Origin of the sequence: Tepidibacter sp. Z1-5 (genome assembly GCF_037844525.1) — a bacterium.
Lineage (GTDB): Bacteria > Bacillota > Clostridia > Peptostreptococcales > Peptostreptococcaceae > Tepidibacter_A.
In genome coordinates this window covers 36,298-57,075 of record NZ_JBBMMD010000013.1, presented here as the reverse complement: position 1 = coordinate 57,075, position 20,778 = coordinate 36,298, and the positions used below count along the sequence as shown (strand labels likewise).

The following is a 20,778-nucleotide window of genomic DNA, read 5'->3' as shown; positions in this document are numbered from 1 at the left end:
TCAATGATAAAATAAAAGGTGCATCAATTTTGTATTTTTCAACAAATAAAGAAGATGCATTTTGCGATTCATGTGTAAGAAAAAATGCCGAAACTTGTAGTGAATTACATAACCCAAATAACAGATACCTTAGAAGTGAGCATGGAAATAAACTTTCCATAAAACCCGATAGCATAAAACTAGAAGGAGCTACAAAACAACCTCTGAGTATATCCTTAGATGAAAACGAAGGAATACAAATACTAAGCAATAAATCTATTACACTTACTGCAAAAGATAGCATAGAATTTAACACACCAAAAAAAATAAACATAAAAGCAGAAACAAAACTCGTAGCCCAAAAAACTAAAAGCGAAACGTCTCTTTACATAGAAGGAAGTCATAACTTCCTAGGTGCAGACGTAGTACCACAAGCAACCCAAAGAGAAACCTATCCACCTTATGATGATGACGAACCAGAAGTAGCTCCAGAAAAACCATTTAACCTATTAGAACTTATGGGTAGTGCACTCGCAGCAGTAGCAACTGTAGCAGTAATAGGCATAGGAATAGCAGCAACAGTTGCAACATATGGTGCTGGAGCAACAGTTGCAGTAGGCTTTGTTGCAGGTGCATTAGCCCTTATAAGTGCAGCAACTAAACCAAAAGCACTGACGGATGCTATCTTTGCCCCCGAATACCCCATAGATGGGGAAGCGACCACGGGTGCCATGGGATACTTTAAAGAAGAAGTAGAAGAACCAACTATGTTATCCGTAGTAGGAAATCTCTTAGGTGGTATTGGTGATGGTGTAAATGGAGTGGTTACAGGTATATATGATATGTGTAGACATCCAATAAGGACTACTCTAGGGCTTGGACAGATGCTTTTAAATCCTATTCCAGTACTTGCAGCTATTGATGAAGCAATAGGAGATTCTTTTGTTAAGAATGTCATTCACGGAGATGCAAATACAAGAGCAAGATTTTTAGGTAGAGCTGGGTTCGAAATAGGTACAATTGTTCTTCCAACTAAAGTTGCATCAATTGGAAAAATTGAAAAATTAGCTCAAGCACAAAAAGTTCAAATGGCTTTTAAGGGCATAGAGCTTGTAAAGGGTATATCAAAAACAAAAGCATTTGCAAAAGTAACTGGTATAATAGAAAAAGCTGATCTTGTGAATAAGCTTAATAAACTAAAATTAGCAGATGATATACTAAAGGGAATAAAAAATGTGCCTGCAAGTGTGGTAACTAAAATAGATGATATAGTAGAAAAAGCTAAGAAAATACCTGAAAAAATTGGAAATATAGAAGTGCCAGTTCCAGCATGGATACCTGAATTAGTAGATTGGGGACAAGCGGGTTTTCATATAGAAAAAATCACTTTATCTGAAATACATGATAATATATCAAAAATGATTGGTGGAGCAGAAGAAACTGCTAAGAAGAATATAGACGAGATTGCTGAGGGTGCAGGAGAAGCAGAATTAAAATATGGTGAAAAAAAACATTTAAATGAAAATATTGATAATGATAGAGTTGAAATAAAAGAGGGGAAAAGAAATACACGTTCAGAAAATAGTTTAAGAAGAAAACTAGAAAATAGAAAAGATGCTCAAGGGAATAGAATATATTCAGATGAGGAAGTCGATGCGATAATGAATATACGTAATTCTGAGTATAACTTAACATTAGAAGATGGTGAAAAAATTCCAATTAAACGACATGGCTATCAGAAAAATGATGCTGTAGGACAATCACATCATTTAAATCAGGATGCTGCGTATAGAGAGGTTATTCCAAGAGAAGAAGGATTAGCAATTGATGCAGATGGAAATATATTTATAGAGAAGGAAAGTAGCCATTATAAGGCACATGAAACTATGGAAGGATTTTGGGATGAATTTAGAAAGGGGGGAGAAATGGAAGGGAGTAAACCAACAGTAAGAGAATATAATTATGCATTGAAAGATTCTCTGGTTAATGCGGGATTTTCAGAAAATGATGCGGATTTAATTACTGAAATAAGTGCAAATCAGCAAAGGACATATGGACTTACAGAAGTAGATGAAGTTCCTAGAATACCAGGAAGAATAAACGCTATAGAAAGGTGAGAACTTTAATGGAAAAATTGGTTAAAAAATCAGTTGAAGATATGGTGGAAAGATTAAAAAATATATCTTGGTTTGAAAATTGTGGAAGTATGAGTGCTACATCTAAATATGAAATTAGTTATTCTAAAGGTATGGAAAGTACAATAAAGCATTGTTCAAGTACAAGATGGGCTAATCTTTTGCTAGATAAGTGGCAAGATGTAAGTTCATATATTACTGTATATCGAGTTGAGACTAAATATCGTTGGAATGATGTTATTACAGTAATAAAAAAGGATGTATTGCCAGAAATTTCTGACCACGTAGAAAAAAGATGGAATATTAAATATGGAGAATCTGAAGATATAAAAAGAACAATAAAATCAAATTTAATGTTTTTCCTAGCATTATATGCATTCTGTGAATATAAGGAAGAACCATTTTATAATGAATTATTAAATATTTATGAGCAAGGTTATTTTCCTTGTGGCTGGAAGGGATCGTATCCAGAGGGAAAAATAATTATTTTTTAGAAAAAGGATGTGAATAAATGGATAAAGGTATTTTTATTAAAAATTGTGAAAACATGTCTTTGAGATTATTTGAAGTAATGGATATGGAATTTGAAGATTCTACAGAATTTGATAGACAAATGTTAGCCATATTTTCTTTTGGTATGATAAGTGCATATGGAATGGAAGAAAATATTGGAGCTGATATTGTTAGTGTAACAACTGAATATGTGTTAATAAAGGTTTTTAAGTATTCAAAAGAACAAGCGAAAACTTTTTGTCAGTTATTAATTGATAGCACAAAAAAAGAAAAAAATCCAACTTACTATCGTATAATTCACGAAGGAATAGAAATGTATTATGAGTATGCTGAGGATGAAAGTGATAAAATGTTTGATAGAATTATGAAGATGTATTTAGATTTCAAGAAAAAGTAATTTATGTTACAGAGAATGGGAGTTATGATATAAGTGGAAGAAAAGATATTTTTAGTAGAGTGTAAGGAATTGGCTAAAAATCTATTTGAAATTCTTGAGATTGAGTTGGAAGAATTAACTGAGCAGGAAAAAGAATTGTTAATTGCTTATTCATTTGGAATGATAAGTATAATGGCAGAAGAAAATCAGATTTTATTAAGTATTCAATATTTTGCCATTGAGAAAGTTATAATGGAAGTTTTTCAGTATTCTAAACAAAAAACAATTAATATTATAAAAAATATATTAGATAGTACTGAAAAAGGTGGTAGTGAGATATTTAGGATTATGATATATCAAGGAAAATATGTATATCCTAAATATAAAGACAGTAATTATAATGAAGTATATGATAGACTTACAAACCTAATTGATGTTATTGTTACTGGGGAATATAAAGAGAGATGAACTTAAAAACACAGAGAATAAGATAAAGGGTTCTGGTGAAGAAAGTAGAATGAGCATATAATTATCCCCCAAAAATGTTTTTGTCTATATTTTTGGGAGTAATAAACTAAAAAATCTTTTTATGTATTTTGCTATAGAAATAAATCTACATAAACAAGAAAATCTCTCTAACACAAAGTGAATACATAAGTTTTTCTTATTATTTAATTTTTAAGTTTTCAAGGTGAAATTGATTTTAAAATCTGTTAAGAAATTTTGAATGTTTGAGCGATAGCGAGTTTCAAAATTTTAAGATTTTAAAATAAATGAGCCTATGAAAAGTAAAAATTAAATAAGGAAAAACGTTGTATTCATTTGTGGTAGAGGGTCTAAAGAACGAAATTTGGACAAATAGATGTTTGTTTTTTTGAAATTAAAAAGTGAAAACAAGATTTACTTAATAATGTTAAATAATTTTTTTGCTATGACGGTTATCATATGATAACTGTTTTTTTAGATTTAATTTATAAATAACATTAATTATATAAGTCAGTATGGATTTAATACAATTTTTATATGTATTTTTGAACTTTGAAAATTAAATAATATGATTTGCTAGTATAACTGTAAAATAAAAATAGTAGCTTAAAGCCACCAGAAGAAAAATATATCCACCTTTTGAAGACCAACCAGAAATAGCATCAGAAAAATCATTTAACTTATTAAAAGATTTTTAATGTAGAAAATAAGGGGTTTTTAGTTATAAATGTTTTCTATATATTAAAGTATGAGTTTTTGTATAAATGCTAATAAGATAAATTAAAATGGTATAAATTTATGAATTTTTGGAGGAATGGTTATGAATATTAAATTTGAATATACATTTAAATCTATTGAGGTACAAGATATTGAAGCTTTTGAAAAAAAGTATGGGTTTAAACTTCCTAATGATTATAGGCAGTTTTTACTATTGAATAATGGTGGAAAGACTGATAGAAGAAGATTTGATACTAAAGATGAAAATGATAATGTAATGATAACTTCTTCAATTATGCTATTTTGTCCTCTTTCAGATGAGGTAGAGTTTAATCTTGAAAAAAATTATTGTGTATACAATAAAGAAGGAAAATTAATACCATCTAAGTTCCTCCCTATAGGAATAGATCCAGTAGAAAATTTAATATGTATTTCTGTAGAAGGAAATGATACGGGCTCAGTTTATCATTGTGATATGGCCTATATAGAAGAAGATGGAATATTAGAGATGGACTGTATAAGGTGGTTCTGGTGCAAAAATTAAAATAGTGATATAATTATCTCAAAAATTGCAGATTGGAGAAACGATTATGTCAGAAAATTTATTTAAATGTAAGCACTTTGAATCAGAAATAATACTTTTATGTGTGAGATGGTATCTGAAATATTCGTTAAGCTATAGAAATTTAGTAGAAATGATGAGCGAAAGAGGTTTATCAATATCTCACACAACAATAATGAGATGGGTACATGAATATTCTCCAATTATAGATAAGAAAATAAGGAAATATCTAAAGAAAACAAATGATTCATGGCGCGTTGACGAAACTTACATAAAGGTTAAAGGAGAATGGAAATATTTATATAGAGTAGTTGATTCAAATGGAAATACAATTGATTTCTATTTTAGTGAAAAAAGAAATAAACAAGCTGCCAAGAATTTTTTTAAGAAAGCCTTAAGCTCAATTCATAACCAACAGCCAAGAATGATAACTGTAGATAAGAACAAAGCTTATGAAGTGGCTATACCAGAACTTATTTATGGAGGAGTATTAACTTGTAGAGCAGGTTTTAGGCAAGTAAAATATTTGAATAACATTGTGGAACAGGATCATAGATTTATCAAACGGAAGATAAAATCTATGATAGGATTTCAAAATTTTAAAACAGCACAAAAAACTATTTGTGGAATTGAAATAATGAACATGATAAGGAAAGGGCAGGTTGAAGAAATTCAATGTGCCCTTTCTGAGATTCAATTTATAAATAAAATTATGGGAACTACTGCATAAAATTGTACTGATTTAGCAAAATATTTTTTGTTATTTTAATTTTTGCACCAGAGAAAAAACTGCAAAAATTATGAAGTGGAACAAATAGATTTTTCTATGGTATAATTAAAGAAAAAGCAGGTGACAATGATGGATGATAATATAAATCACGAACATGATTTAGGATATAAACATATACTTTCACATAAGAAAAATTTCATGGAATTCTTAAGAAGTTTTGTAAAAAAAGATTGGGTAGAGTTAATAAAAGAAGAAAATCTAATATTAATAGATAAAGAATTTATACAAGAGGATTTTAAAGAGGAAGAAGCAGATATAGTATATAAAGTAAATATAGATGGTAAAGATATAATCTTTTATATATTATTAGAACTTCAATCAAAAGTAGACTTTAGAATGCCAATAAGGCTGTTAATGTATATGACAGAAATATGGAGAGATGAACTTAAAAATACACAGGATAATATGAAAAAGAGAAAAGACTATAGATTACCTGCAATTATTCCGATGGTGTTATATAACGGTAAAAACAATTGGACAGCGGCAAGAAATTTTAAAGAAATATTAAATGGATATGAATTATTTGAAGACAATATAATAGATTTTAGATATTTATTATTTGATATAAATAGAATGGATAAAGAGGAATTAATCGAAATAGCAAATGTAGTAAGTTCTATATTTTTACTAGATCAGAATGTAGAAGTAGATGAAATAATAAATAGATTAAAGATAATAGGAAAAATAATAAAAAAAGGTGCAACAAAGGAACAAGAAAAAGCATTTAGAAGTTGGATTATAAATATATTTAGAAACCGATTTGAAGGAGAAGTAAAAGATAATATATATGAATTACTAGTAGAAACATCTAAAATGGAGGTGGATGATATGGTAAGTAATTTAGGGAAAAAGCTAGAGGAAGAATTGAAACATAGAGAAGAAAAAGGAGCACAGCAAGAAAGAGATAAAATAAAAAAAGAACAGATAGAAAGAATAAAGAAAGCATTAAAAAGAGGATATAGCACAGAAATTATTATGGAAATATTAGAAGTATCTGCTGAGGAAATAGAAAAAGTAAAAGAGCAGTTAATTCATTAATGATTGCAAAAATATTAAAAACAATATTATAATTAGAATTTAAATTATTAAAAATTACAAAAATAATACGTATAAAATAGAAAAAGGAAAAGCTATAAATTTCATTAGAAATATAGCTTTTCCTTTTTTGTTTTTTAAGTTAAATTCATAGGAAAAAATTAAAATCAAGATTTTGTAAGTTATATAACCCAAGTATTCATAGATAATTATACAAATATACATCATCATTTCGTCCAAAAATTATTAAAACTGATGAAACGGGAAGCTTAATACTAATTTTTACGGAAAATTCTAAATACAAAGAAATGAGAAAAACTCATGACATATACATTCTAGCTGGAGAATATATGGACCAAAGTGAAATTCTATATAAAGAAAATGGGGTGAAAGAATAGATATGGATTATTTCTTATTAAAACAAGATGAAAGATATACAAAAACACCTTTTATTATAGAATTAGCACAAAAAATTGATAAAAGAAATATTAATGAGTTAAATGCACATAAAATCGATGATACTATTATTCTTAATGTAAAATCGGAGCCTGATACCTGTTTTTTAGATATAGTAGACAGACAAATTTATTTAACATCAGATAGATTAAAAAAACTACTTGAGAAATATGAATCTAATATTATTTTTAAAACAATACCTTTAATCAAGACGATGTTCCATTTTTACATCTTTCCTCATCACAGCTTCAAGTAATTTATATAAAAGGTGATTAAATATGAAATATTTTATTTTAAACCAAGATAATGAAATAGGAAACTCGATAAAATTAAGAGATTTTCAAAGTAATAAGCACATGGTATTTACAAAAAATCAGGAAAGTGCTTTAAATGATGTTTCAACAATATTTGTAATTGGGGATGAAGATAGCATTTATACAGATTTTATAGAAAACCCTGTATTTTTAATATCAAAAGAGTTAAAAAAAGTATTTGAAATGCATGAGCATACTTTAATCTATAAAACAGTTGTACTATCTAATATAGAGCAACAGATACAAAAAGTATATCATATGGTACTAACAGATATAATAGATGCAATTAGTGAAAAAACAACATATTACAAAAATAACTGGGAAGAAAATATTGTACTTGATAAAAGTAAAATACAAAATCATAACATATTTCAAATAAAAGGAGTTACTAAAAATTACTTCATTGTTTCATTAGATGTGGCAGAAAGTATTTTAAGAAGAGGTTTTGTAGGAGTAAGTTTTGAAGAAGTAGAGGTGATATGATGATAGGTGCAGAAGTTGCTGCTGCGGGGATATATGGCGCTATAAAAGCAATTACAGAGAAACCTACTAGCTACGTAGTACATGGAGCAACGATACAGTGTTCTTGTGGACTAAGGTTAAGTAATATTGTTGTTCAATTAAGCCATGGTGAATTCATACATAATATGCCACAGTTAAATATAGAGGATAGCAAACCAAATGAAAATATATTATCATTTGGAGGTTGTACGAGTCCAGAAAATCCATCTGTCAAAGCAGCAGCAGAAAAAATAATGAAGGAAGTACAGGAAAGAGAAAAAGGATTTATGGACCATGTAATGGATTTCTTTTGCAAAAAACCAAATGAAGAAGTCAATGAAGATTTTGTAAAAAAATGTGCAGGAGAATGTATACCTATAATAAAGATTGGGTGAGACGGTGGAAAAGAAGACGTATTAGTAGAAGATAAAATGGCACTATTGACTACCTGTACACTTAGTTGTATCTATGGTGGAAATATAACAATAATTGATAATGGGCAAGAACAGGCACAAGATGCTATGGAATCTACAATGTCATCTTTAAATGAAAATAAGGATGGGATGATGGAAGAAACTGAAGCATATGCATCAAGGCTAAAAGAAAAGTATGACCTAAGTGATCCAGAGTATAAAGCTTTGCTAGGGTTAAATGTTGGATAGGCTATACTTAATTAGACAATAAATACTCGGACATGATAATATTAATTAAATAAAATCGGAGGAGATATCATGTCTAATAAATCAAAACGATACACAGATGAATTTAAGCAACAAATATTAAAATTAGCTAACAACGGTAAATCCGTGAAGGAAATAGCTAAAGAATATAATATAGCGAGATCAACGGTAAATAAATGGGTTTCTGATTATAATAATACAAAATCTTTTAAAGCTAAGGATAATAGAAGCGATGAAGAAAATGAACTTATAAAACTCAGAAAAGAGATTAAGCGACTAGAGATGGAAAATGATATTTTAAAGCAAGCGGCGCTGATAATGGGACGAAAATAGCTATTATTAAAGCAAATAAAGATAAGTACAGTATCAGCGCAATGTGTAATCTATTAAATATATCTAGAAGTCTTGTTTATTATACTTCTGCGGAAAAATTATACGATAGTAAATTAGACAATGAGATTATAACTATTTTTAAGAAAAGTAGAAATAACTATGGTACAAGAAAAATTAAAAACGAATTGAATAAAAAGGGATATAAAGTGTCTAGAAGAAGAATCGGGCGTATCATGAGAAAATATGGACTCGTCTCTAGTTATACAGTTAAACAATACAAAGTATATACACCTAAATGTAACGAAGAAAAAATTGAGAATATAGTTGATAGGAAATTTAATAGAGAAAAGTTCTTAGAGGTTGTGGTAAGCGATTTGACCTATGTAAATGTCAAAGGAAAGTGGAACTATATATGTATATTATTAGATTTATATAACCGTGAAATCATCGGGTATGCTGCGGGTAAGAACAAAGATGCTCAACTTGTATGTAGAGCATTTTCCAAGATTAAAAGACCCCTTAATGAGATTAAAATACTACATACTGATAGGGGAAATGGTGCGAAACGTTCCTAAGTGAAAAGCTTAGGCACTACAAACACTGACTTGAAAACCTCTCATTTGAGGTAATAAATCACAAGCAGTTAAGTAGGAGAACTGTTATTTCGAGAAGTAAAATGATAGGGTAACGCCTTGAAGTGCTTCCTCTAATACTCCGACATGCCAGAAATGGTGTGAAGCTCGGTGAAGTCGGGCGAAGGTTGTCGTAAGATATATAAGCAACAACTATATAACACGAAAAGGCTCTAGAGGTAGAGTCCGCAACTGATAGTTCGGGAGTCTATAAAATACCTATGGTTAGAATGTCTGAAATAATGACTGACGAAATTGTGAATGTACGGGTCTAAAACGCTAATAAGTCAAAAATGGCTTAGTAACAGAAAAACAGTTACGTATGTGTGGGTGAGTAAGAATCGTTTCTATGAAAATCCATGAGTAGTTACAGGCTACTGCAAGCATACAGGCTCATAGCAATGACCTACGGGTATATGTAAAGATAGAAATAACGGAACGTTGAAAGGTAACTGACCTCCCATTCGAGGGTTTGACGAATACATAAGTCAATTTACGGATACTGAGAGCGAAGGCATGACTGATGAAATTACTGTAATGGTAATGGAGGAACAGCCTTTAGTCACATTTTTTCAAATTGTGAAAACAACCAATTTTAGTTTAATTATTACATAGCTTCGAGTAAGACAAAGAAAATTGTCCTCTACCAAAGAAAGGGGATGATGCCTATGTCAAAAGTTGCTAATTACAACCAAATGAAACCCCTAACTAATTCTAAATTAAGGCATAATGAATATTATAATCAGCAAGAGAAATTAGACAAGCTATACTCAGAAAGTAAAGAAAATAAAGTTTTTCAAAAACTAATGCCATTGATAATAAGCGAAGAAAATATTCAACTCGCCTTCCGCAATATCAAGAGTAATACAGGAAGTAAAACTTCTGGTACTGATAGCAAAGATATTAACTATATCAAAAACCTATCAGTAGAAGAAGTAGTAAACCTAGTTAGAGAAAAACTATATCATTACGAACCTGAGCCTGTTAAAAGGGTGAATATCCCCAAACCAAACGGTAAATTAAGACCGTTAGGGATACCAACTATAACAGACCGATTAATTCAACAGTGCATATTACAAATCCTTGAACCTATTTGCGAAGCAAAATTCAGCAACCATTCATACGGTTTCAGACCAGGGAGGTCAGCTGAACACGCCATAGCAGAAGTTTATAAACATATGCAAATAGCAAATCTCCACTATGTAGTAGATGTTGACATAAAAGGATTCTTTGACAATGTAGACCACAATAAATTAATAAAACAAATGTGGTCATTAGGGATTAGAGACAAGAAACTTATCTGTATTATAAAAGCTATGTTAAAAGCTACAATAATACATCCTGACGGAACAGAAGAAATCCCCAATAAAGGAACGCCACAAGGTGGTATACTATCCCCTTTATTAGCAAACATTGTACTAAATGAGTTCGATAAGTGGATAGAATCCCAATGGGAAAATATCCCTATGACCAAGAAGTATACACCCAGCTATAACAAAAATGGAGGAGAAAACAAAGGAAACAAATATGCAATGTTAAGGAGTACTAGCAAGTTAAAGGAGATGTACATAGTTAGATATGCAGATGACTTCAAAATCTTCTGTAGAGATTATGAAACAGCCTCTAGAACCTTCAAAGCTAGTAAAATGTGGTTAATGGATAGGTTAAAACTCGAAATCAGCCCTGAAAAATCTAAGATAACTAATGTACGGAAAAACTACACAGAATTTCTTGGATTCAAAATAAAGGTGAGAAAAAAGAGAAAAACCCATACAGTAACTTCCCATATGTGTGACAAGGCGGTAAAGAATGTAGCCAGAAATCTTAAGCAAACAGTAAAATACATTCAACACCCCAAATCAACAGAATATCAACGCAAGAATATCAGACATTATAACTCCACAGTTATGGGAATACACCACTATTACGGTATAGCTACAAATATTAACCTTGATTGTGCCGAAATAGGAAAAGTTATTAGAAATGTAATGTTCAACAGATTAGAACTATCAAAGAGTGGAAGCCTTAAAGACTTTGGGGCAATACTCAAAAAGTATGGCAAAAGTCAGGAAATGAGGTATTTAGATGGACTTCCAGTTATACCAATAAGGTATGTACAAACGAGTCCACCAAAATTTCTAAGACGAAATCTAAGTCCATATACCGAAGATGGTAGGAAACTGATGCACAAATCATTGGGAGTTTCAATGAACGTAATTAGAAAAGTTATGCAAACTAAAGGAGAATCAAAGAACTCAATAGAGTTCAATGATAATAGAATCTCAAAGTTTGTATCTCAATACGGAAAATGTGCAGTTACAGGCTCTCTACTATCGGCAACAAACTTCCATTGTCATCACATCATCCCAAAAAAGGATGGTGGAACGGACGAATATGGAAATCTAGTAATAGTTTTAGAAGATGTACATATCTTAATTCATGCAACATTGGAAGAAACTATCACGAAACATTTGCCACTGATAGAAAACCAACAGATGTTGACGAAGTTGAACAAATACCGCACCAAATGCGGAAATGAAAAGTTGGTAGTAAATTTTTAACTTTTGTAAATAGTTAAACAACAGTTGCATACACAATAATGTGATGGAACGCCGTATGCGATGAAAGTCGCACGTACGGTGTGAGGTGGGGGAAAAGGTGGAGATAATATCAAATCCTTACCTATCACCATAATTTAAGAATAGAGCTATAGATGAACTGTTAACAACTTTTAAAATAAGGCGTTCCCTAAGCAAAAAAGGGTGTCCTTATGATAATGCCGTAGCAGAGGCTACTTTTAAGGTTATAAAAACAGAGTTTGCTTTTAATAAAATATTTGAAAATTTTGAACAGCTAGAATATGAATTGTTTGATTATGTAAATTGGTATAACAACTACAGAATACACGGCTCATTAGATTACCTTAGCCCTGTGGAATATAGATTATTAATGTCCGACAAAAAAGTGTCCTAAAAAGTGTTGATAATCCAAAATAAACCAGATTTCTATTGGAGGAAATCTGGGTTATCCATAGTTGGAAAAACATAATAGATAAGATTGAATGATAAATAGAGAACATTATATTTTAGTAACGTTTGAAGCTTGAGGTCCTTTATCTCCATTTACTATATCCAGTGAAACATCTTGTCCTTCTTCTAAATCTTTTCTAGGTCCATTTTCTTTTACGGCAGATATATGAACAAATACATCTTCTCCTTCATCTAAAGTTATAAATCCGTATCCTTTTTCCGGATTAAACCATTTTACTACACCATTTCTCATTACAACGCCTCCCTTTAATAAAAATTATTAAAACATGTAAAATTCTATTAACTTATTAATTACCATTGATTTTTGATTTTAAAATCGTATTTATTTTTTGTATTTTTAAAAATTATATACTACCTGAATTAAACGATAAGCTTTTTTTTTCTAAAAATGAACTGAGTATATTACTATTATAAATTTTATTGGAAATTTCTCAAAAATGAAAGTAATAAATAAGCATATATAAATAACTATAGGAAAATATATATCAGGATTTACATTTTAATTAGGGTATATATGGAATTTAATATAAGTATACAATATGATAAAATGTGTATTATATAATATTATAAAAAACTCATAATTTAAAGTATAGGGGAGATAGAATTATGAAGATAATAAGTGGAGTAATTATGGGCTTAATGTTAATTTTATTAACTGGATGTAGTGAGGTTGATAATATAATCAAAGAAAATTTAGAAGCAATCCAAATTATTGATACAGATTCAGTTTGTACAAATTTAGATCAAATTGAAGATAATATAAAGTTTGCTATAGAAAATCTAGATAATGAAGTGAACTTTACCTACAAAGGGGATAGTTCTGATATGCTCCAAAGAGTTGGGAAAATAGTAAAAAAGGTGATTGATGAAAATGGAGAATACACAGTATTGGTAAATAATTATGAAACGGAGACAACTAGTTATGCTTACAAAGCAAAGGTCAAAATATCATTTAGATATAATTTAACTAAAGAAGAATATTCTAAGGTGAAAGAACGCGTAAATTCAATTATATCATCAATAACGGATTTCACAATGTCTGATTATGAAAAAGAAAAAGCTATAAATGATTGGATCGTAACAAACATAGAGTATGATACAACTAAGGAAAAAACAAATGCATATACAGCATTGTTTGAAGGAAAAACTGTATGTTCAGGATATGCACATTTATCGAAGTTAATGTTAGATAAAGTAGGCATACAAAATAAATTGATAACTGGAGTAGATCATGCTTGGAATATAGTTTGTATAGAAGGAAAATGGTATCATTTAGATACAACTTGGAATGATCCTTCATATGTAAATATATCTGATAAAATACATGAGGGAAGTTATGAATATTTTAATGCTACAGATGAATTTATAGGTAAATCTCATTCTTGGGATAGAACTCTTTATCCTATAGCTAACACAAAATATGAAGGAGTTAGAAAAGAAACAATGTTATCATTAGTGGATATAAGGATAGATGGAGTATCACTATATAATTTTGATCCAAATATACACAAATACTATCTAAATAGAAATGAAGTACAGGGGAAAAATATAGAAATTATACCTAGAAGTAATTATACACAGTTGAAGTTAAATAAGTTTTTAAATAGATGGGAGATTGAGATTAAGTCAGAAGAATATGAAGATATAATTACTTATATACTTTATTTTAATTAAAATAAAAAAATTATAATAAAAAATATATAAAGCACTTCCAAAAATATAAATGGTTTTCAATAATTGTTACTATATCTTTTTGTTGATTGGTTAAATTAATAAAGAAACAAAAAGAAGGAGGAAACTTAAATGAATAATAATAAAAATCTTATGAAAACACGTGGAAAATCAAATTCAGAGCTTAGAAAAATGTATTCTGAACAAGGAAGTGATATTGGAATTGTAGATAGCAAAAAAATTGATCCAAATAATAAAAGACTTACGAAAAGATCTAAGCTTTCACATAAAAGAGCAGGTTCTTACGATGAAAAAGCATAAAAAATAATATAACTAATAAAAATAGAATTTCTTAATATATTAAGAAATTCTATTTTTTATATACTAAATTACCCTGCGAAGGCTTCAATAAGTCCGCCTAAAAATGAAATTGCACCACCACCAAGAGCTAAAGCACCTACAACTATATAGAATATAGATGTTATTTTATCTCCAAGTAATTTTCTCATACGTAGAGCTTTTCTACTTTCCCAGAAAAAATTAGGTTTTTTAATAGTGCAGATAATTGAAAATAAACCAATTAATATAAAAATTATTCCTCCGATTATTCCTTGATGTGCCATTTTTTTATACCTCCTTATTTTTGACAAGTAATGATGATTATAACATGTATTTGCATATTATGACAAGAATACCAAAAAAAATAATTTAAATTAATGATTGAATAAAAATATAGTAATACTAGACTATTTTAAAATTGCGAAAAATGTAATAATATTAGATTAAATCAATAAATTTAAAATTCAAGGAGGGATTAATATGAAAAAAGTTAAAGCAATGGTATCTGTATTTTTAGTAATAACATTAATATTTGTAGCACCCATGGCTTCTTTTGCAAAAGGGAAGAAAGATTCAGGATCGTCAAATAGCAATGGAAAAACGCAAAATAGTCGCTCAAATTATTCAAAGAGTTCAGATGAAAAGCAAAGCAAAGATTCAAATGTAAAAGAAAATAGTATTTTAGAAGATAAACAAATAGAAAGCAACGAATCTATAATAGATAGTATAGATACAGAAGATACTGAAAAACCAGAAAGTAAACAAATGGATAATAAAAAAAGAAATGAAATAAAAAGAAAAATACAAGAACTTAAAAAAGAAGCAAAGAAATCTTATTCTCAAGACGAACTTCAGAAGATACAAGAAAAGGTAGAAGAAATTAACAACAAATATCCTGGAATTAAAACATTACCTGTTGATAATGTAATATCTAAAAAAATGAATATGAAATTTGATACACCACCTGTTATTAAAGAGGGCAGAACGTTAATTCCTGTAAGAGCTATATCAGAAGGATTTGGAGCAGATGTAAGTTGGAATCAAGAAGATAAAAAAGTTACGATAACAAAGGATGGAAAAGAAATAGTACTTCAATTAGGAAGTGATATAGCGTACATAGATGGAGTTGAAACTAAGCTAGATGTTCCTGCTGAAACAATGAATAATAGAACTATTGTACCATTAAGATTTATTGCAGAAAGCTTAGGGTTAAAAGTAGATTGGGATGAGGAAACTGAAACAATTGAAATTGACGAAGATCAAGACGTAGACAATGAAACTGTTACTGATGAAGCGGTTACAGATGAAACTGCTACTGATGAAGTAGTTACAGATGGAACTGCTACTGATGAAGTAGTTACAGATGGAACTGCTACTGATGAAGTAGCTACAGATGAAACTGCTACTGATGAAGTAGTTACAGATGGAACTGCTACGAATAATTAGTTTTAGTATAAAAAATTCAATTTAGATATAGATTTCTTAAACAGCATGAATTCGATATTAATCGTATTCATGCTGTTTTTGATATACTAGGGGATTATAAAATTTTCTTCACTGTAATACAAAACAAGGATATACTATCTGAAATAAATGAAGAATCTAAACTGTAAATGCATCAGCTGCTACTCAAAATATGTTGTTAGCTGCAGATAGTATAGATGTTGAATCTTGTTGGATTGGATTTAGTAAATTTTATTTAGCACAAGAAGATAAAATAAAAAAGCTTAATATTCCTGATGGTTACGAACCACAGTATACAGTAGCTTTAGGATATAAAGCATTAGATAAAAAACAAAATGCACCAAAAAGAAATGAGGATGTAGTTAATTACATAAAATAAGAAAAAAGTTTTAATTAAATTTTATATCAAAATGAGAAAAGAGTATAGGCGTTAGAAAAACTTATACTTTTAAATTAAAGCTATTAAACTGTATTTTATGCAGTTTAATAGCTTTTTTTGATGTAAAAACAAAAAATATCTTGCATTATCAAATTGATAATGTTAAAATGAAATTATCAATTTGATAAGAACATAAATTTAAGGGAGGATTCAAAATGAAATTAAACAAAAAAGGAATTATATTAGTATTAACAATATTTATTATATTAGTAGGGGTTGTAGGCTGTTCTTCAAAAACTGTAAATGAAACAGATAAAAATGTAATAAAAATTGGAACGTCAGGAGGATATCATCCTTATACCTTTAAAAATGATAAAGGGGAATTAGATGGTTTTGAAATAGATGTATGGAATGAAATCAGTAGCAGAATAGGATATGAAGTAGAATATGCAACATCTGAATTTAGTGGATTATTTGGAATGCTTGATATTAAAAAAATCGATACAATAGCAAATCAAATAACTATAACAGAGCAAAGAAAAGAAAAATATATATTCCCAACACCATATGTATATAGTGGAGCACAATTAATAGTTAAAAAAGGAAATGAAGATGTTAAATCATTAGAAGATTTAAAAGGTAAAAAAGTAGGTGTAAGTCTTGGATCTAACTATGAACAAATTATAAAAGAGTTTGATGTAAACAATGAAATTGAAGTAGTTACTTATGAAGATTTTTTAGGCTCACTTCAAGATGTAGCACTTGGAAGAATTGATGCAGTTTTAAATGATAAGTTAGCAGCTATGACTAATGTTCAAAAATCAGGACTAGATATTCAATTAGGTGGAGAACCTGTAAGTAAAATAGAAAATGCATTTCCATTTGTTAATAGTGAACAAAATAAAGAATTAGTAGAGAAAGTAAGCAAAGCAGTTGAAGATATGAGAACTGATGGAACTTTAGAAAAAATATCTAAAAAATGGTTTGAAATAGACATTACTAAAGAATAGAAGATGGTGGATTAAATGAATATTAATTTTTCAGTAGAGTATTTTATAGGTAGATTTCCAGAATTCATTAAATTTTTACCAATTACATTGAGTTTAGCATTAATATCGATAGTTATCGGGTTAGCAGTGGGAACTAGTATAGCTTTAATTAGAACATATAGAATAAAAATACTGTATCCTTTATCTAAAGTATATGTTTCTTTTTTTAGAGGAACACCATTACTTGTACAATTATTTATATTTTATTATGGACTTCCGCAAATTATACCTTCATTAGGAGGAATAAATGCATATACAGCAGCCTTTTTAACTTTGAGTATTAATAGCTCAGCTTATATGTCAGAAATTATTAGAGCCGCTATTAATTCTGTAGATAAAGGGCAGATGGAAGCTGCTTTATCAGTTGGAATGACATATTTTCAAGGAATGGCAAAAATAGTTCTTCCACAAGCTGCAAGAATTGCAATACCATCTCTAGGGAATACTTTTATAAGTCTTATGAAGGAAACTTCATTAGCCTTTGTATTGGGAGTGTCTGAAATGCTTGCGGCAGCTAAGATGGGTTCGGCAGCAAGTTATAGATTCTTTGAGAATTATTTAGCTGTAGGAATAATATATTGGATAATTACCATTTTATTTACTTATATTATAGATAAACTAGAAAGAAATATGTCTAAGGCATATTAGGAGTGAAGAAATGATAGATATAAAACAAATTCATAAAAAATTTGATAATACACATGTTTTAAAAGGGATAGATTTAAATGTTAAAAAAGGAGAGGTTGTAGTTATTATAGGCCCTTCTGGATCAGGTAAATCAACATTTTTAAGATGTATAAACTATCTAGAAAAACCAGAGAGTGGAATAATAAATATTGATGATATAACTATAGATGCAGCTAATCCATCTAAAAAAGATATAAACAATTTAAGAAAATCAACTGCAATGGTTTTTCAAAATTATAATTTATTTAAAAATAAAACAGCTCTTGAAAATATTACCCAGTCTTTAATAGTAAATAAGGGAATGAGTAAAGAAGATGCGGAGTCTTTAGGACTGGAGATATTAAATCAAGTTGGACTTTCTGATAAAATGAATAACTATCCATCTACATTATCAGGAGGTCAGCAACAAAGAGTTGGTATTGCTAGAGCCATGGCATTAAATCCTAAAGTTATATTATTTGATGAGCCAACATCAGCACTTGATCCAGAGCTTGTAGGAGAAGTACTAAATGTTATTAGAAATTTAGCAAAAAAAGATATGACTATGATTATAGTTACTCATGAAATGGGATTTGCAAAAGAAGTTGCAAACAGAGTTATATTTATGGATAATGGAAATATAATAGAAGAAGGAAGTCCTAATGAAATATTCAATAATCCAAAACATGAAAGAACTAAAAGATTTTTAAAACAGATAATAAATAAGTAACTATAAAAAAGAGCTGTGTTAATCTAGAAATTAATTACTAGATAGATACAGCTCTTTTTTCATAAATACTGTTAAGCGTCGTATGCATCTAATGCAATTGGTAATGCTTGAATAACTATATTTCCTACAGCTGGTAAGCCTATTAAAACGGAACTAATAATTTCTTCACGTGTAGCACCTAATTTTTTCGCATGCTTAACATGAAAAGACAATCCGCTCTCTAATCTAGTTGCTGCTAAAACTGCTATGTATGCAAGTTCTTCAGTTTTTGAATCAAGAGCACTAGATGAATCTAATTCTTTAACAACATTCATCCAAGCTTTTGAATGTTCAGGCGCTTCTTTCATAAAAGTAAAAAAAGCATTACTAACCTTAGTTTGTTCACTCATATTTTTACCTCCTAAATTATTATATTAAGTTTTAACTTTAATATAATTCACCAAAAGAAATTCAAATGCCTCCTTTATATTACATATTTATACAAAATATGTAATGCAAAGGCGTGATATGATAAAATATACATTATATGAAGAATTTAATATATATATCAAAATTATATTGAATATACAGCTAAAAGATATTTCTTCTATTTTTTCAAAATATATAAATCATAGATAGTATATACAAAAAAAACAATATTATAGTAAAATTAAGTTGTATATAAAATAAAGGAGGAAATTAAAATGGATGAAAATTTCAGATTATCAGATTTATTTTTAAATGTAGAAGAAGAGGAAAAAGAAACTTGGAAAATAGACAATGATAATAAAGCTGATTGGGCATTAGATAAAATAAAAGAATCAAGTGAAGAATATGAGAGATTTGAAAGAGTTGCTGTAAATAAGATAAATCAAATAAAGGCAGCGCTACATCAAGAAAAAAAGAAAATGGAGAATGAGAAAAGTTTTTTTGAAAGTAAGCTAAGAGAATATATTGAGACTGTAAAAATGAAAGAGACTAAAACTCAAAAGACATATTCTCTACCTGCTGGAAAGATAATAATTAAAAAGGATAAGTCGGATTTTAAGATTGACAAAGAGAAGGTTTTGGAAAGTATAAAAGTTTTAGAAGGATATGAACATTACATAAAAGTCAAAGAAGATCTATCATGGGTAGACTTAAAGAAAAACTTGATTATAGATAATGAAAACATAATCAATAAAATCACAGGGGAAGTAATTGAAGTTGATGGATTAGATATAGAAATTAAGCCTGGTAAATTTGAAATTAAGTTTTAAAAAATAAAAGAATCGTATATAAGATAGGTGGGGATTTATTGTATAACGAGTATAAGAGTTCTAATAAAAGAAAAAAAATTATATTATTTTTATTATTAGTTATAATAATATTTGTTATGTTCTTGACTGTGAAGGATATATATTTATTTTATAAAAATTCTATTGTACAAATTGGAGAATCTTCCCTTAGATACTCTACGTCCGATAATTCACAAGAATTGAGCTTATGGGATTTATTTTATACAGTTATATTCATAATAATTATCTATGATAGTACAATTAAAAATACACGTATGGTTATTGATGATTATGGGATTAAGATATATTCATTATATAGAAAAAGACCTAATATAAAAATTGAGTGGGAAAATATTAAATGTTTTCAAATTGGAGATGTATATATGGGGGCAAGATTTACTAAATATGGTATGAAAATAAGATATTTAGATGATGATTTTTCGAGTGATAATAAAGCATATGTATCTATAAGAAACTTTGAAAATTATAATCAGTTTTTAGAAGATATAGAAGAAATATCAATACAAAAAAATATACAGCTATTATTTATGAATGACTAATTCTAATTCCGACGGAGTTTTTACTCCAAATTAAAAAAATATGATATTTATGTTTAAATAGTAAATAAAGAGGTATATATATATTAAACTATAATAAGTTCTATT

General features: G+C 28.8%; 21 protein-coding genes and 4 pseudogenes. 22 read left to right on the top strand and 3 right to left on the bottom strand.

The features are described 5' to 3' along the window. Nucleotides 1–29 precede the first annotated feature (29 nt). The 13 genes and pseudogenes from WJW32_RS03175 to WJW32_RS03115 all read left to right on the top strand — a co-directional run. The gene (locus WJW32_RS03175; protein WP_340254860.1) at nucleotides 30–2,096 is read left to right on the top strand and encodes a hypothetical protein; all 2,067 of its coding nucleotides are present in this window, start codon (nucleotides 30–32) and stop codon (nucleotides 2,094–2,096) included. Between the two features lie 8 nt (nucleotides 2,097–2,104). Beyond that, nucleotides 2,105–2,608, top strand: a complete 504-nt coding sequence (locus tag WJW32_RS03170; protein ID WP_340254857.1) for a hypothetical protein — start codon at nucleotides 2,105–2,107, stop codon at nucleotides 2,606–2,608. 17 nt (nucleotides 2,609–2,625) lie between these two features. Next, nucleotides 2,626–3,024 (top strand): Imm48 family immunity protein, encoded by a 399-nt coding sequence (gene imm48, locus WJW32_RS03165; RefSeq protein WP_340254855.1) that lies wholly within the window; start codon nucleotides 2,626–2,628, stop codon nucleotides 3,022–3,024. 33 nt (nucleotides 3,025–3,057) lie between these two features. Then, nucleotides 3,058–3,471: an Imm48 family immunity protein gene (imm48, locus tag WJW32_RS03160; protein ID WP_340254852.1), complete on the top strand. Its 414-nt coding sequence runs from the start codon at nucleotides 3,058–3,060 to the stop codon at nucleotides 3,469–3,471. Nucleotides 3,472–4,309: 838 nt separating this feature from the next. Beyond that, complete coding sequence (locus WJW32_RS03155; RefSeq protein ID WP_340254850.1) at nucleotides 4,310–4,750, top strand: SMI1/KNR4 family protein; 441 nt, start codon at nucleotides 4,310–4,312, stop codon at nucleotides 4,748–4,750. Nucleotides 4,751–4,793: 43 nt separating this feature from the next. Then, the gene (locus WJW32_RS03150; protein ID WP_340254963.1) at nucleotides 4,794–5,498 is read left to right on the top strand and encodes an IS6 family transposase; all 705 of its coding nucleotides are present in this window, start codon (nucleotides 4,794–4,796) and stop codon (nucleotides 5,496–5,498) included. Nucleotides 5,499–5,627: 129 nt separating this feature from the next. Beyond that, the gene (locus WJW32_RS03145; RefSeq protein WP_340254847.1) at nucleotides 5,628–6,596 is read left to right on the top strand and encodes an Rpn family recombination-promoting nuclease/putative transposase; all 969 of its coding nucleotides are present in this window, start codon (nucleotides 5,628–5,630) and stop codon (nucleotides 6,594–6,596) included. Between the two features lie 397 nt (nucleotides 6,597–6,993). Next, nucleotides 6,994–7,305 carry a hypothetical protein gene (locus WJW32_RS03140; protein ID WP_340254844.1) on the top strand — a complete coding sequence of 104 codons (312 nt, stop codon included), beginning with the start codon at nucleotides 6,994–6,996 and terminating at the stop codon, nucleotides 7,303–7,305. A 22-nt stretch (nucleotides 7,306–7,327) separates the two neighbouring features. Beyond that, nucleotides 7,328–7,846 carry a hypothetical protein gene (locus WJW32_RS03135; protein ID WP_340254842.1) on the top strand — a complete coding sequence of 173 codons (519 nt, stop codon included), beginning with the start codon at nucleotides 7,328–7,330 and terminating at the stop codon, nucleotides 7,844–7,846. Next, nucleotides 7,843–8,526: pseudogene (locus WJW32_RS03130) on the top strand (DUF4280 domain-containing protein). Before WJW32_RS03135 ends, WJW32_RS03130 begins: the two are co-directional and overlap by 4 nt. A 69-nt stretch (nucleotides 8,527–8,595) precedes the next feature. Beyond that, nucleotides 8,596–9,443: pseudogene (locus WJW32_RS03125) on the top strand (IS3 family transposase); the annotation flags it as partial. A 734-nt stretch (nucleotides 9,444–10,177) separates the two neighbouring features. Continuing rightward, on the top strand, nucleotides 10,178–12,070 hold the full coding sequence (gene ltrA / locus WJW32_RS03120) for a group II intron reverse transcriptase/maturase (protein WP_340254839.1): 1,893 nt from the start codon (nucleotides 10,178–10,180) through the stop codon (nucleotides 12,068–12,070). A 133-nt stretch (nucleotides 12,071–12,203) separates the two neighbouring features. Then, nucleotides 12,204–12,482: pseudogene (locus WJW32_RS03115) on the top strand (IS3 family transposase); the annotation flags it as partial. Between the two features lie 105 nt (nucleotides 12,483–12,587). Here WJW32_RS03115 and WJW32_RS03110 read toward each other — a convergent pair. Continuing rightward, nucleotides 12,588–12,791: a cold-shock protein gene (locus WJW32_RS03110; RefSeq protein ID WP_277730872.1), complete on the bottom strand. Its 204-nt coding sequence runs from the start codon at nucleotides 12,789–12,791 to the stop codon at nucleotides 12,588–12,590. Nucleotides 12,792–13,165: 374 nt separating this feature from the next. On the opposite strand from WJW32_RS03110, the gene WJW32_RS03105 reads away from it, so the two are divergent. Next, nucleotides 13,166–14,233 (top strand): transglutaminase domain-containing protein, encoded by a 1,068-nt coding sequence (locus tag WJW32_RS03105; protein ID WP_340254829.1) that lies wholly within the window; start codon nucleotides 13,166–13,168, stop codon nucleotides 14,231–14,233. Nucleotides 14,234–14,362: 129 nt separating this feature from the next. Further along, entirely contained in the window at nucleotides 14,363–14,551 is a 189-nt protein-coding gene (locus tag WJW32_RS03100) for a hypothetical protein (protein WP_340254826.1), read from the top strand. Between the two features lie 68 nt (nucleotides 14,552–14,619). On the opposite strand, the gene WJW32_RS03095 is transcribed toward WJW32_RS03100, so the two are convergent. Beyond that, nucleotides 14,620–14,853, bottom strand: a complete 234-nt coding sequence (locus WJW32_RS03095) for a hypothetical protein (protein ID WP_340254823.1) — start codon at nucleotides 14,851–14,853, stop codon at nucleotides 14,620–14,622. Between the two features lie 196 nt (nucleotides 14,854–15,049). Here WJW32_RS03095 and WJW32_RS03090 point away from each other — a divergent pair, with 196 nt between their 5' ends. The 5 genes and pseudogenes from WJW32_RS03090 to WJW32_RS03070 all read left to right on the top strand — a co-directional run bounded on the left by WJW32_RS03090 (nucleotide 15,050) and on the right by WJW32_RS03070 (nucleotide 18,857). Further along, nucleotides 15,050–16,015: a stalk domain-containing protein gene (locus WJW32_RS03090; protein ID WP_340254820.1), complete on the top strand. Its 966-nt coding sequence runs from the start codon at nucleotides 15,050–15,052 to the stop codon at nucleotides 16,013–16,015. 175 nt (nucleotides 16,016–16,190) lie between these two features. Further along, nucleotides 16,191–16,412, top strand: a pseudogene (locus tag WJW32_RS03085) (nitroreductase family protein); the annotation flags it as partial. 215 nt (nucleotides 16,413–16,627) lie between these two features. After that, a complete protein-coding gene (locus WJW32_RS03080) occupies nucleotides 16,628–17,422 on the top strand; it encodes an amino acid ABC transporter substrate-binding protein (protein ID WP_340254817.1) in 795 nt (264 codons plus the stop codon). A gap of 15 nt (nucleotides 17,423–17,437) precedes the next feature. Beyond that, on the top strand, nucleotides 17,438–18,109 hold the full coding sequence (locus WJW32_RS03075; protein ID WP_340254814.1) for an amino acid ABC transporter permease: 672 nt from the start codon (nucleotides 17,438–17,440) through the stop codon (nucleotides 18,107–18,109). A 10-nt stretch (nucleotides 18,110–18,119) separates the two neighbouring features. Next, on the top strand, nucleotides 18,120–18,857 hold the full coding sequence (locus WJW32_RS03070) for an amino acid ABC transporter ATP-binding protein (protein ID WP_340254811.1): 738 nt from the start codon (nucleotides 18,120–18,122) through the stop codon (nucleotides 18,855–18,857). 71 nt (nucleotides 18,858–18,928) lie between these two features. On the opposite strand, the gene WJW32_RS03065 is transcribed toward WJW32_RS03070, so the two are convergent. Further along, nucleotides 18,929–19,246, bottom strand: a complete 318-nt coding sequence (locus WJW32_RS03065; RefSeq protein ID WP_340254808.1) for a carboxymuconolactone decarboxylase family protein — start codon at nucleotides 19,244–19,246, stop codon at nucleotides 18,929–18,931. 294 nt (nucleotides 19,247–19,540) lie between these two features. On the opposite strand from WJW32_RS03065, the gene WJW32_RS03060 reads away from it, so the two are divergent. Then, on the top strand, nucleotides 19,541–20,095 hold the full coding sequence (locus tag WJW32_RS03060; protein WP_340254805.1) for a host-nuclease inhibitor Gam family protein: 555 nt from the start codon (nucleotides 19,541–19,543) through the stop codon (nucleotides 20,093–20,095). A gap of 38 nt (nucleotides 20,096–20,133) precedes the next feature. Further along, complete coding sequence (locus WJW32_RS03055; RefSeq protein WP_340254802.1) at nucleotides 20,134–20,673, top strand: hypothetical protein; 540 nt, start codon at nucleotides 20,134–20,136, stop codon at nucleotides 20,671–20,673. Nucleotides 20,674–20,778 lie beyond the last annotated feature (105 nt).

Bases quoted from the DNA above. Each gene is read 5' to 3' on its own strand.
- WJW32_RS03170 (WP_340254857.1), top strand. From the start codon at position 2,105: ATGGAAAAATTGGTTAAAAAATCAGTTGAAGATATGGTGGAAAGATTA.
- imm48 (WP_340254855.1), top strand. From the start codon at position 2,626: ATGGATAAAGGTATTTTTATTAAAAATTGTGAAAACATGTCTTTGAGA.
- WJW32_RS03155 (WP_340254850.1), top strand. From the start codon at position 4,310: ATGAATATTAAATTTGAATATACATTTAAATCTATTGAGGTACAAGAT.
- WJW32_RS03145 (WP_340254847.1), top strand. From the start codon at position 5,628: ATGGATGATAATATAAATCACGAACATGATTTAGGATATAAACATATA.
- WJW32_RS03140 (WP_340254844.1), top strand. From the start codon at position 6,994: ATGGATTATTTCTTATTAAAACAAGATGAAAGATATACAAAAACACCT.
- WJW32_RS03135 (WP_340254842.1), top strand. From the start codon at position 7,328: ATGAAATATTTTATTTTAAACCAAGATAATGAAATAGGAAACTCGATA.
- ltrA (WP_340254839.1), top strand. From the start codon at position 10,178: ATGTCAAAAGTTGCTAATTACAACCAAATGAAACCCCTAACTAATTCT.
- WJW32_RS03110 (WP_277730872.1), bottom strand. From the start codon at position 12,791: ATGAGAAATGGTGTAGTAAAATGGTTTAATCCGGAAAAAGGATACGGA.
- WJW32_RS03105 (WP_340254829.1), top strand. From the start codon at position 13,166: ATGAAGATAATAAGTGGAGTAATTATGGGCTTAATGTTAATTTTATTA.
- WJW32_RS03100 (WP_340254826.1), top strand. From the start codon at position 14,363: ATGAATAATAATAAAAATCTTATGAAAACACGTGGAAAATCAAATTCA.
- WJW32_RS03095 (WP_340254823.1), bottom strand. From the start codon at position 14,853: ATGGCACATCAAGGAATAATCGGAGGAATAATTTTTATATTAATTGGT.
- WJW32_RS03090 (WP_340254820.1), top strand. From the start codon at position 15,050: ATGAAAAAAGTTAAAGCAATGGTATCTGTATTTTTAGTAATAACATTA.
- WJW32_RS03080 (WP_340254817.1), top strand. From the start codon at position 16,628: ATGAAATTAAACAAAAAAGGAATTATATTAGTATTAACAATATTTATT.
- WJW32_RS03075 (WP_340254814.1), top strand. From the start codon at position 17,438: ATGAATATTAATTTTTCAGTAGAGTATTTTATAGGTAGATTTCCAGAA.
- WJW32_RS03070 (WP_340254811.1), top strand. From the start codon at position 18,120: ATGATAGATATAAAACAAATTCATAAAAAATTTGATAATACACATGTT.
- WJW32_RS03065 (WP_340254808.1), bottom strand. From the start codon at position 19,246: ATGAGTGAACAAACTAAGGTTAGTAATGCTTTTTTTACTTTTATGAAA.
- WJW32_RS03060 (WP_340254805.1), top strand. From the start codon at position 19,541: ATGGATGAAAATTTCAGATTATCAGATTTATTTTTAAATGTAGAAGAA.